This is a genomic window from Agriterribacter humi (genome assembly GCF_009192765.1).
Classification (GTDB): domain Bacteria; phylum Bacteroidota; class Bacteroidia; order Chitinophagales; family Chitinophagaceae; genus Agriterribacter; species Agriterribacter humi.
The window spans coordinates 360347-373038 of the sequence record NZ_VOHQ01000004.1; the positions used below are offsets into that span (position 1 = coordinate 360347).

The window sequence follows — 12692 nt, forward strand, 5'->3', positions numbered from 1 at the left end:
TCCATCAGGATGTTGTGTGTAATGATATTGCAAAAATACAGCCGGAAGGCGTATTATCCTGCACCGTTATATTTCCGTTATGATCTTTGATGATCTTCTTAGTAAGATATAATCCCAGCCCTGTGCCTTTTGTATTCCTCGTATTTTCATCACCCGCACGGTAAAATTTCTCAAATACTTTTTTCTTTTCCTGTCTGGCTATGCCTTTGCCCAGGTCTTTTACCAGCAATTGTGTTTCCGTATTGCTTTTCTGCAGAAGAATGGTTACCGGTTTTTGTTTTCCTGAATACTTAATGGCGTTTTCAATTAAATTATTCACCGCTAACTGAAGCAACAAACGATCGCCTTTTACATATATGTTCTCTTCTATGGTTTCTTCAATGAGCTGGTACGGGAACCGGGTTTTAAAATAAGCCGCACTTTCCTGCACCAACTCACCCAGGTTTATCATTTCTTTATCCGGCAGGTAATCACCCGCATCTATTTGAGAGGCGAGTAAAATATTATCGCACAAATCGTTAAGCCGGTTAGATTCCTGCAATGCGTTGTTTAAAAGCTTTTCCTGCTGAGACTCTTCTAATTTTCTTTTGAGCAGTGTTTCGATATTGAGCTTTGTTATGGCAATTGGCGTTTTTAATTCATGGGTGATGGCCATCATAAAATTTTGCTGCTGCGTATTAAGCAAGATCTGCCTTCGTGTGGCCTGGTAAACAAAAACCGCTCCCACCAGTATCAGCAGTAAAAAAGTAGAACCTTCGCCAATGTATTGTGCTATTTTCCTTCTTTCTTCATCCTCAATTTCATTTACCCTGGTGCTGTAGTCGGGCGCATCCTTTTTTAACTGCAGCAACTTGTATTCCGACATCTGTGTACTTTGTCTTACAAGCGACAGAAACCAGAATATGAGTGCGGTAACAATATAGGTGAGCAGGAACCAGTATACAATGGTAATAACCGTAAGTTTTTTTCTTTTGTATAAGCTTGCCATTACCGGTTCACTTTTTCAACGCGTATACCCGCATTCATAACATACTTCAGCGGGCTTTCGCGCATGATCTGTTCAAGTGTGAAAGTACATTCGCCGGAGTTTTTAAACCGGTAAGGCTGCGGGGTAATCAGTCTCCTCACTTCATAAATATCATCCATACCTGTACCCAGCCATCCTTTATTGTTATCAGCAAGGGGTATATCAACTCTTTGTTGTTTTAATGTATCGCCCGGAAGCTGGTAATTAACGTTTAGCCAGATATTGTTATAATTATAGGCATGTGTATGGCGTAAGGTTACATATATATTATACAAAGCGGTGGTATCGCTGATATTAAATACAATAACGGGTTGAAAGGAACGCTCCCATTGCTGCTGCGGGATGCTGACATTCTTTTCAAAAACATCAATGGTTTTGCATGCTGTACCACACAAAACCAAACCCGAAACAATTACAGCGGATAACACTGCTGAAACAAACCTGTTTTTCAAGCACATATTTTTTACTTACAAAACATTTAAAACCTGCTCTTTGGCCTTTTCCAGTTCATCTTTCATTAGTACCACGCATTTTTGAATGGTAGCATCGTATGCTTTGGCCCCTGTTGTATTTATTTCCCTTCCTATTTCCTGTAAAATAAAAGAAAGCTTTTTTCCTTTGGCTTCGCCATTTTCCTTTAGCAATGATTGAAAATAGTCGCAATGATTCTGTAATCTCACCTGTTCTTCACTAATGTCAATCTTTTCAATATAGTATATCATTTCCTGCTCCAGGCGGTTGCTGTCAAAATTATCCTTTCCTACATTTTCTTCCAACAACTTTTCCAGTCCTTCACGTATCTTTTGCTGGCGCAAGGGTTCTAATTCAATCACTTTTTTCTGCTGATCCCGGATATTGTTAATGCGCTGCGTGAGATCTTTTTCAAGAACAGCGCCTTCATTTATCCTGTGATCATTAATATTTTTTATTGCGCTGAGCATAACCTGCTGAAAACCCTTCCAGTCGTCCTCATCCAATACTTCGGTAGAAGGGACTACCACTTCGGGCAATTTAAGCAGTGAACTTAAAATGGAGCCTGTGTCTAAGTTAAGGTTTTCGGCCAGCTCTGCTAATGAATGATAATATGATTTTGCCAGTTCGGTATTGATCACAACAGGCTTGGCGGCGCCATTTTGCTTAAGCGTTATCAAACAATCAATGCTGCCCCTGAGCAAATTTTCCGAAAGCATATTACGGATATCAAATTCATAAGGTCTCAGTAAAGATGGCAGCTTCAGTGAAATCTCAAATTGTTTTCCGTTCAGCGATTTGATCTCTACCAGGAAAGTTTTTTTCCCAATGGTTTGTTCCGCACGGCCAAAACCCGTCATTGACTTTAGCATATCTGCAAATGTTTAGGTGGCAAGGTAATTTATTTTCCGAAGAGTTGGCGATAGATTGTGCGTTGCGACAAGGATTTCATATCCCCCGGCTGCATGTCCATTAACAGGATGTTTTCAATGCGGCAACGAATGAGCCGGAGCACAGGGAAGCCCGTGTAGGCCATCATTTTCCTTACCTGCCTGTTTTTCCCTTCTGTGAGGGTAAGTCTTATCCATGAAGTTGGAATGTTTTTGCGAAAACGTATGGGAGGATTGCGATCTGGTAGCTGTGGTGCTTCCTTTAAAAGGATTGCTTTGCATGGTTTGGTGCGATAGTCGGCGCCATTGATATTAACAGGCACACCTGGAATTAATTGTTGAACTGCTTCGGTTGTTATCAATCCTTCACACTGCGCCAGGTATTCTCTTTCGTGCACGAACTGCGGATGTAACAAACGATGATTTAACGAAGGGTCATTGGTTAAAATCAACAAACCTTCGCTGTCGTAATCTAATCTTCCCACTGGGTATATATCTTTTTCTACCTGAAAAAAATCTTTCAGACATGGTTTACCACCGGCAGAAGTAAACTGCGATAGTACCAGGTAAGGTTTGTAAATGATGTAGTATTTGTATTGCATGACAAATAAAAAAGCCTCCCGTTTTGCGGGAGACTTCATTATATGGATGGGTTAGTAAGTACCGGGAAATAAATTTCCCTACACAATATTAAAAATAATTTTTTCTAACAAGAAAAATTTTCGATTAATTTTTATACACATTTTCATTCACCGGCTTGTGGATATCACCGGTTTTTAAAAAAGACGTCAATAAAAAACCCTGGTTTTAAATTTTTGACGGCATGGTGTTACAGTTAGTATGATACGGCTCAAAAAAGATTTTCATCTCCTTTATAAAATCACCGGCTGAATGCAGAAGCGCGATTCTTTTTGTAAACTGTTGGTACCACTGCATCAGCAGCGATTCATTTATTTTGTCATTTTGCTAAAGGAACCAAAGCTGTTCTCTAATTTACTTTACTGAAGTTGTTTAAGCTGCTTTACTTTTGCCAAAACTTCCCGCATGAAATTTCCATCTCCGGTTTCCGTTCAATGGATTGCAGCGTTAATAAACGCAAAACCCTTAGGTAATATTAACGGTTCTGTAACGGGCATAAATGAAATTCACAGGGTAGAACCCGGCGATATTGTATTTGTAGATCATCCAAAGTATTACGCTAAGTGCATTAACTCACCCGCAACCTGCATTATTATTAATAGTGTAGCCGACTTTCCGGAACACAAAACATTACTGGTAACAGAACAGCCCTTTGAGGCATATCTTACAATCGTCCGCCATTTCAGGCCATACACGCCTGCCGTAAAAGCAATAAGCGATTCAGCGCTCATTGGAGAAAGAACGATCATTGCACCAGGCGCAGTTGTTGGTAACCATGTGACTATTGGCAGCGATTGCATCATTCATCCCAATGTTAGCGTTTTGGATCATTGTGTAATTGGTAATAATGTAATCATACAGCCGGGCACGGTCATTGGCTCTGATGCTTTTTATTATAACAGCAAAAAAAACCGGGAAGTGTGGTATAAGAAAATGGAGAGTTGCGGACGTGTGGTAATAGAAGATGATGTGGAAATTGGAGCTGGATGTACCATTGATCGTGGTGTAACCAATGATACTGTAATTGGCCGCGGCACCAAAATGGATAATATGGTGCATGTAGGCCACGATACCATTATCGGTAAAAATTGTTTACTGGCGGCGCAGGTAGGTATAGCGGGCGGTGTTGAAATCGGGAATGGCGTAACATTATGGGGGCAGGTGGGTGTAAGCAAAACATTAGTTATACAAGATTATGTAACGGTACTTGCACAAAGCGGTGTTGGAGGTTTATTAGAAAAAGGAAAAACCTACTTTGGCTCCCCCGCGGATGACGCAGGGATAAAAAAACGCGAACTGGTTTGGATAAAACGCATACCGGAAATATGGAAGAAGGTGATGAATAATAGTGAATAGGCAATAGTGAATGGGCAATGGAAAATTCATTATTCACCTTGTGAGATGATAAACGTAACACGACTATTCATCTCTCACGTTTCTCTCACCACTGAATATTGTTCTCAGGAACGGTTTCTTCCACTGGTTCTTCTTTTTCTTTTTCAGGCTCGGGCTCACTGTTCATCTTAGCCCGCATCTCCTCCATCCTTGCTCTCCTCTCCTTAATCCTTGCTCTCATCTCCTCAATGGTATCTCTGTCCGGGTGATAATCATAGGGAAGAAAATCCGCCATTTTTTCCCAGGCCCAGTAACCCAATGTAAGCACATCTTTCTGATCAAAGAAATACCCGTTTTCTTCAATGATAATTCCATTGGCCAAATCCAGTATGGATATCTGGATGGGAGTGCTCATGGGTAATTTATTTGCTGCCAGGTAAGCAGGATCAGGTTTTTCTTTTGAATATACTACCCTCAGTTTCCCTGGAAAATAGAGTCCTACTCTTTTAAAATCTAATGTGTCGTAGTAAACAGTATCATAAGGATTGTATATGGGAGACGGCTGGGTGGATCCATCATCTATGAGCTCAACTTTATAACCATCGCCATTCAATGTACTGTCGTGGTATGCACGAAGAAACTGGAGCACCGAACCATTGTATGCCATCTTTCTTTTTTCCTTCCACACCAGCATTTCCTCTTCACTGCCTTCCATTTGCTCGTAAAAAGGGTAGCCGGCATATAGTGTTTTTCCATTGTCGTACTCATGCACAAAGGAATCCAGTTGATATTTAATGGTATAGCCCAGTGCTTTATTATTGATGACAAGAACAGAATCACTGGTAACCTTCAGCCGCTTTCTTTTTCTACTATAAAAAAAACGAAGTACTTCCGGGTTTTCAATCTCACATTCTTTGCTGTTGATTGTTTTACCTATAAAATTGTCCGTGAGGAATTGTCCATATTTTTCCCAACCGTTGGCTACTTCATTGGTTGCCACAATGGCCACTTCTTCGAGGCTCTTTTCTTTTTGTTGTAGTGCTATGATAAGATCCGTAGCTTCAGGCATGGTATTGCTGATGCGTATAGACTGTGTTTCAAGTCCCATAAAAGAAACCACAAGGTCGTAACCACCGTTACTTAAGGTAAGATGAAATTCTCCGTTCGCATTGGTCACTGTTCCTATGGTGGTATTCTGGCAAAATACCGAAGCGCCCTGCAAAGGTTGCTGTGTGGTGGAGTCTATTACTCTTCCCGCAACCCGAAAGTTATTTTGCGCAAAAACAACAATAGGGAAAAACAGTATGGGTAATAATTTTACTATTCTTATCATTAGGTAATAATTATTAAGTGCTTATAATGTATGATACAGCGGCTGTTCAATTGCTCACCGTAGTCGTTCAAATGACAAATGCCCTGCCATTTTACGGTTTATGTAAAATATATAATAACATTAACGCGCTGCAATTATTGCATGGTTTTATACGCATCACAGTATTCTTCAATGGTTTGCTGCAATGGTTTGTAGCTAAAATTGGGCAATACGCCCAGGAGTTTACTGCTATCAAAGTAAACCTTCCGCCGCGCAGTATCCGCCGCCTCTTTGGTAAGCAGGGGCTCACTTCCTGTAAAAAAGCCACGAAATTTTTCTATACGCCATAATAAATCGGCCATGTAAGGCACTGCTTTTTTATGAGGTGGTCTTTTGTGAAAAGCGAGTGCCATTTCTGTGAATACTTTTTTAAAGGGCCAGTTTTCCGCACTAATGATAAATCTTTCATTGGTAATACCACTTTCCATGAGCGATATCATGGCTTTTGCAACATCAGCGGCATCCACAAAACCACTGATACCTTCGGTGTACCAGGGAAATTGTTTCCAGGCTTTTTTAAAAATGGCCGATGACCCTGTTTCCCAGTTTCCTGCACCCAAAATAAAAGTAGGGTTTACAATTACTGCATTCAATCCTTCGCTTATACCCCGCCAAACTTCCAGTTCAGCAAAATACTTGCTGCGGCCATAGTTGGAATTGTTGCTTTCTTCCTCCCATTTCGTTTCTTCCGTTACCAGCATGCCGTCACGTTTACGCCCCATTGCCGATACGGAACTTACATGCACTAGTTTTTGTATGCCCGCCTTAAGCGCTGCATTTACAATATTGGCAGTACCTTCTGCATTTACTTTAAGCAGTTCGTATTTTTTTTTAGGATTAAAAGATACTGTAGCTGCACAATGATATACCTGTTTTACCTGCAGCATTATTTCCTCAAGCAATACGATATCATGAATATCGCCCTGTATCCAATGCACCTGATTTGAGTAACTGGTTTGAGGAATTTCTTTTCTGTATAATGCGCTTACTTTTTTTCCACGGGCAACGAGCTCGCGCAGAAGATAGCTACCCAATAATCCTGTGCCACCCGTAACAAAAACCATTTGGATTTGAGATTTATGATCCGCCACGGCGGACAAGTTTGAGATTTATTGATCTGCCGCGGCGGGCAGCTTTGAGATGCTCACATTCCAAAATTTTCACATTTCCCATTAATTTCTACACCACTCCGGTAAACTGTTTCAAAAAACGCACATCATTTTCACTGAACAGGCGGATATCATTAATGCCGTATTTTAAAAGAGCGGGGCGTTCTACACCCATTCCAAATGCAAAACCGGTATATTTAGCAGGGTCAATATTGCAGTGTTCCAGTACTTTAGGGTGCACCATACCGCATCCCAGTATTTCCAGCCAGCCGGTGTATTTGCATACATTACAGCCCTTGCCTTTACACAACTGGCAACTGATATCCATTTCGGCGCTTGGTTCGGTAAAAGGGAAATAACTTGGACGGAAACGTACGCTTACATCATTGCCATACATTTCCTTTACAAAAAAGTAAAGGGTTTGCTTCAGGTCGGCGAAGGAAACATTTTCATCAATGTATAAGCCTTCTACCTGGTGAAAAAAGCAGTGACTCCGGGCGCTGATGGTTTCATTGCGGTACACTCTTCCCGGGCAGATAATGCGCAAAGGCAAAATACCTTTTTCCATTTCCCTGATCTGGATATTGCTGGTGTGTGTACGCAAAAGCCACGCAGGATCGGTTGAAATATAAAAAGTATCCTGCATATCGCGGGCTGGATGATATTCGGGTAAATTGAGCGCGGTAAAATTGTGCCAGTCGTCTTCAATTTCAGGACCTTCGGCAACTGAAAATCCCAGCCGCTGGAAGATGGAAACGATACGATTACGCATCATGCTGATGGGGTGGCGGCTACCCACAGGAATAGTATCACCCGGCAGGCTCAGATCAATAGCGGCAGCAGATGATTGCTGCCCGTTCGACCCTGTTTCTTTAAGAGCGCTATACCTGGCTTCTGTAAATTGTTTAAAGTCGTTTAATATCTGGCCAAATTCCTTTTTGCGGTCTGCAGGCAAATGCTTCATCTCACCCATCAGGTTTTTTATCAAACCTTTGGTACCCAGATAAGTAATGCGAAACTGTTCTGCAGCTTCTGCACCGGTACCGGCATAGTCGTTTATTTCCTGGCGGTATGCCTCAATTTTTTGTAACAACGCTTCCATTGCGCGAAGATAAGAAAAGGAAAATCTTTAATACAGGTCATCCAGTTTCATCTTCAGGTATTTGGTTACGCTCCGATGGGTGCTGATGAAGGTAATAACGATCCCTATAATAATGAGTCCCAGGAATAAAATGGCCAGCAGGGTATAATCGCGCAGTGCTTTAATTTCGGGCAGCCATTTTTCAACACTAAAAATAAAGATGAGCACCACCACTATGGCTATAAGGGCGCTTACAAAGCCGTTCACCACTGCTTTTAAATCAAAAGGCTTGGAAATAAACCAGCGGGTAGCCCCTACCATTTGCATGGTTTTAATTAAAAAGCGATTGCTGAACATAGCCAGTTTAATCGTATTATCAATAAGTATGAGTACCAGTATGCCCAGTAATGTTACCGCACCTATTAAAACCCATCCTACCTTGCGCACTACATTATTAAGGTTGCTCACCACTTCATTGGGGTACCTGATCTCGCTAACAATAATGTTTTGTGAAAGATCTGCCGTTATATTGGTAAGGGTGTCTTTATTAACGTATTCCGACTTAAGATTAAAATCAATACTTGCGGGCAGTGGGTTATAATCCAGCACTTTATTCCAGTCCTCATTACCGTCTTTTATAAATTTATCCTTAGCCATCTCTTTGGTAACATGCTCGGCTGCTGAGGCATATGGTTTCGACCTGATATAAGAGATTAAACTGTCTATATCTGCCTGGGGGGCATTTTCACGCAGGTATACCTGTACCTGCACACTTCCGCGGAAATAACGTTCGAGTTTACTTCCATTAATTACAAACCAGCCTAAGATGCCTACAAGGATGAGCAAAGAAGCTACACCAAGAATACTAAAGAAATAAGAAGGTTTACTCCTTCTCATGGAAGTTTTACTGATTTCAATCATTGAAACAGGATTAAATAAGTTCTGTAAATGATAGCATTTTGTTTAAAAAGAGAAAAAGCAACTTTCGCCTTTCATCTTTCAAACATAATGCAACTTTCCATTTTTATTACTACAAACGTAGTGAAGGTACGGTCAGGGTTGGGCAAAAATAACGGTTTTATAGCTGCATTCCGTAAATTTGCCCCCCACTTAACGGCTGAGTGAATTGAATATTTTTTACAACAGCCATTTACTTTGTACGATAAGGGATTTTTAACATTATGGAATACAATTTCAAAACAATAGAGCAACGCTGGCAGCAGAAATGGAAAGTGGAAGGTGTATATAAGGTAAGCAATAATGCTTCCAAACCTAAATACTATGTATTGGATATGTTTCCGTATCCGAGTGGTGCGGGCTTACATGTAGGTCATCCTTTGGGCTATATTGCCAGTGATATTTTTGCACGCTACAAACGCCTGAAAGGCTTTAATGTATTGCACCCAATGGGTTATGATGCATTTGGCCTGCCTGCTGAGCAATACGCCATTGATCATGGCATTCACCCCGCTGTATCAACCGAAAATAATATTAATACGTTCAGAAAGCAGTTAGATAATATTGGATTTTGTTACGACTGGAGCCGGGAGATCCGTACCAGCGATCCCTCATATTACAAATGGACACAATGGATTTTTTTGCAATTGTTTAAAAGCTGGTACAACAGGGATACAAAAAAGGCTGAAAGCATAGATGGGCTGATTAAAATTCTTGAAACGGAAGGGAATGGCAATCATCCCATACCTAATCCTAAATCTCAAATTCCAAATCTCAAATCTCAAATCTTTTCTGCTTCCGACTGGAAGGGGTTTGATGAGGCAACACAGCAGGCCATCCTGATGGAATATCGGTTGGCTTACTGCGGCTATGGTGAAGTGAACTGGTGCGAAGCCCTGGGAACCGTACTGGCCAATGATGAAGTAATAAATGGAGTAAGTGAACGCGGAGGTTACCCGGTGGTGAAGAAAAAATTGCGGCAATGGTATTTGCGGATAACGGAATATGCCGACCGCCTGCAGGGTGACCTTGATACCCTGGAATGGAGCGATGCCATGAAAGAAATGCAGACCAACTGGATTGGCAAAAGCAGCGGAGCGGAGATTAAATTTTCTCTCGCTTCACCCCCATCCCCTCTCCTCCCGGAGAGGGGCGATGCTGATTCCCCCCGTACAGGCAGGTTTCTCAAAACGGCAGATACAAACTGGCATATTTTAAAAGAATACGGACGGCTGAACCGGCAAAATCCGACAGCAGCCGAAGATGCATTATGGCAGAATATACGCAACAATAAATTGGGTGTAAAAGTCCGGAGGCAACATGCTGTTCAGGGATATATCGTTGACTTTGCTTTGCTGGAAGTAAAATTAATTATTGAAGTAGATGGTGAATACCATAATGTGGAGCAACAAAAAATATATGATGAAGCAAGAACAGGTTATTTAAAGGAATTTGGTTTAAATCTCATAAGATTTAGTAATGATGAAGTGTTGAACGATATCCACAGTGTAATTGGAAAAATAAAAGATGAAATACAAGTTCAAAAGAAAAATAGCAGTACTCATGCCGGGCTTCCCCTTCTCAGTAAGGAGAAGGGGTTAGGGGATGAGGCAAAAAGAGAGGCGGGGGTGAAGGTCTACACTACCCGCCCCGACACCATATTTGGGGTGGATTTTATGGTGCTGGCGCCGGAGCACGAACTGGTGGGGCAAATAACCACGGCAGAGCAAAAAGCGGCGGTGGAGGAATATGTGGCCTATGTAAAAAGCCGCAGCGAGCGGGAACGCATGTCCGAAAAAAAGGTCACCGGTTGTTTTACAGGCGCCTATGCTGTTAATCCGTTGAGCGGGAAACACATTCCGGTATGGATCAGTGAATATGTATTAGCCGGCTATGGTACCGGCGCTATTATGGCCGTGCCATGCGGTGATGAACGCGACCATAAATTCGCAAAGCATTTTAATATACCCGTTACCAATATTATAGGTGATTATTATAATGGAGAAGAAGCCAATCCTACCAAAGAAGCGATATTGCAAAACAGCGGTTTTTTGGATGGAATTGTAATGAAGGATGCCGCTGAAGTAGTGATACAATGGTTAGAAGACAATGAAGAAGGGGTAAGAAAGGTGAATTACAAAATGCGGGATGCTGCGTTCAGCCGCCAGCGTTACTGGGGCGAGCCGTTTCCCATAGTGTGGAAGGGTGCCAGCCTGAATGACGCAGTCGGGCAGGGCATTGCTTATCCTTTGGATGAAAGTGAGCTGCCGTTAGAACTGCCGCATGTGGAATCGTATAAGCCCGGGGCGGAAGGTGAGGGCCCTTTGGCCAATATTGAAACGTGGACAGCGCAGCATCTTGAAACCAATACCATGCCCGGCTACGCGGGCAGCAGTTGGTATTTTTTGCGGTATATGGATCCGCATAATAACGAGGTTTTTTGTGACAGGAAAGTCTCCGACTACTGGAACCAGGTAGACCTGTACATCGGAGGCACCGAGCATGCCGTTGGGCATTTGCTCTACAGCCGCATGTGGACAAAAGTTTTATACGACCTGGGCTATATCGGTTTTAATGAACCTTTTAAAAAATTGCTGAACCAGGGAATGATACAGGGAAGCAGCAGGTTTGTGTATAGGGTGGATTTGAAAAGCAATACTTCTGGCAAATCCGAACAAATATTTATTTCTAGAAATGTTCTAACAGAAGCTGAGCAATCTGAAAGCCCAGGAAACTCAATTAAGGATTTAATCAGGCTTAAATTTCCTGATATATATAATGACATGGATTTTTCAGATATAGCGCAAAAAATAGATCTAATTCCGGCACCTATTCATGTTGATGTAAACATTGTCGATGGCCTTGAACTAAATATTGAAGCTTTTAAAAAATGGCGCAATGGTGAATATGCCAATGCTAAATTTATTTTAGAAGATGGCAAGTATATCTGTGGAGCGGAAGTAGAAAAAATGTCCAAATCCAAGTTTAACACGGTTAATCCCGATGAGCTGGTTTTAAAATACGGCGCCGACACTTTCCGCATGTATGAAATGTTCCTGGGCCCGGTAGAGCAAAGCAAGCCCTGGGATACCAAGGGTATTGAAGGCGTACACCGTTTCCTGAAAAAATTATGGCGCTTGTTTTATGATGAGCAGAAGGGGAAAGTTTGGACAGAAGAACAACCTACTACTGAAGAATTGAAGACACTGCACCGCACCATAAAAAAAGTAGAAGAAGACACCGAACGTTTTTCTTTCAATACGGCCGTGAGCGCGTTTATGATCGCGGTAAACGAACTGTCCGATTTGCAATGCCATAAAAAAGAGATACTGGAAAATATACTGGTGTTGTTAACACCTTATGCGCCGCATATTGCAGAGGAGCTGTGGCAACGGTTGGGCAATAGTGGCAATGTGCTGGATGCTCCTTATCCGGTGTTTGAAGAAAAGTATATAATAGAATCATCTAAATCGTACCCGGTAGCTATTAATGGCAAAACCCGTACAGATATCACTATTGCGTTGGATGCCACCCAGCAGCAGGTGGAAGAAATGATACTTGCAAATGTTGTAGTACAAAAATGGCTGGAAGGCAAATCACCCAAAAGAATTATTTACGTAAAGAACAGGATGATTAACGTGGTGGTGTAGGTAGGTTACAAGTTACAAGTTACAGGTTACAAGTTGTGTATGCCTAAAATAGGTTGACAAAAAACAGTCACTTATGCGGCAAGTTAACTCAAAATTAGAAATCCGTGAGCATCGGATTTTCTCTGAGGAATTAAAAAAGAAAGCGATTAAGGAATTAGTAA

General features: G+C 41.7%; 10 protein-coding genes. 2 read left to right on the forward strand and 8 right to left on the reverse strand.

What is annotated here, in order from left to right:
* Positions 1–4 precede the first annotated feature (4 nt).
* The 4 genes from FRX45_RS10240 to FRX45_RS10255 are packed head-to-tail and all read right to left on the reverse strand — an operon-like array spanning position 5 to position 3029.
* Positions 5–988, reverse strand: coding sequence for a sensor histidine kinase (locus tag FRX45_RS10240; protein WP_152268313.1), 984 nt, complete (start codon positions 986–988; stop codon positions 5–7).
* The gene (locus FRX45_RS10245) at positions 988–1479 is read right to left on the reverse strand and encodes a gliding motility lipoprotein GldH (RefSeq protein ID WP_193311655.1); all 492 of its coding nucleotides are present in this window, start codon (positions 1477–1479) and stop codon (positions 988–990) included. The genes FRX45_RS10240 and FRX45_RS10245 overlap by 1 nt, the downstream gene beginning before the upstream one ends.
* A gap of 15 nt (positions 1480–1494) precedes the next feature.
* A complete protein-coding gene (locus FRX45_RS10250) occupies positions 1495–2370 on the reverse strand; it encodes a YicC/YloC family endoribonuclease (RefSeq protein ID WP_152268315.1) in 876 nt (291 codons plus the stop codon).
* Between the two features lie 29 nt (positions 2371–2399).
* A complete protein-coding gene (locus FRX45_RS10255) occupies positions 2400–3029 on the reverse strand; it encodes a pseudouridine synthase (protein ID WP_226805200.1) in 630 nt (209 codons plus the stop codon).
* A 403-nt stretch (positions 3030–3432) separates the two neighbouring features.
* Between FRX45_RS10255 and FRX45_RS10260 the strand changes: the two genes are divergently transcribed.
* The gene (locus FRX45_RS10260; protein WP_152268316.1) at positions 3433–4383 is read left to right on the forward strand and encodes a UDP-3-O-(3-hydroxymyristoyl)glucosamine N-acyltransferase; all 951 of its coding nucleotides are present in this window, start codon (positions 3433–3435) and stop codon (positions 4381–4383) included.
* A gap of 85 nt (positions 4384–4468) precedes the next feature.
* On the opposite strand, the gene FRX45_RS10265 is transcribed toward FRX45_RS10260, so the two are convergent.
* The 4 genes from FRX45_RS10265 to FRX45_RS10280 all read right to left on the reverse strand — a co-directional run bounded on the left by FRX45_RS10265 (position 4469) and on the right by FRX45_RS10280 (position 8845).
* Complete coding sequence (locus tag FRX45_RS10265; protein WP_152268317.1) at positions 4469–5695, reverse strand: carboxypeptidase-like regulatory domain-containing protein; 1227 nt, start codon at positions 5693–5695, stop codon at positions 4469–4471.
* 134 nt (positions 5696–5829) lie between these two features.
* Complete coding sequence (locus tag FRX45_RS10270) at positions 5830–6798, reverse strand: NAD-dependent epimerase/dehydratase family protein (RefSeq protein WP_152268318.1); 969 nt, start codon at positions 6796–6798, stop codon at positions 5830–5832.
* A 115-nt stretch (positions 6799–6913) separates the two neighbouring features.
* A complete protein-coding gene (gene pheS, locus FRX45_RS10275; RefSeq protein WP_152268319.1) occupies positions 6914–7945 on the reverse strand; it encodes a phenylalanine--tRNA ligase subunit alpha in 1032 nt (343 codons plus the stop codon).
* 27 nt (positions 7946–7972) lie between these two features.
* Positions 7973–8845, reverse strand: coding sequence for a cell division protein FtsX (locus tag FRX45_RS10280; protein ID WP_152268320.1), 873 nt, complete (start codon positions 8843–8845; stop codon positions 7973–7975).
* A 260-nt stretch (positions 8846–9105) separates the two neighbouring features.
* Here FRX45_RS10280 and FRX45_RS23780 point away from each other — a divergent pair, with 260 nt between their 5' ends.
* Entirely contained in the window at positions 9106–12531 is a 3426-nt protein-coding gene (locus FRX45_RS23780; protein ID WP_152268321.1) for a leucine--tRNA ligase, read from the forward strand.
* Positions 12532–12692: the final 161 nt, after the last annotated feature.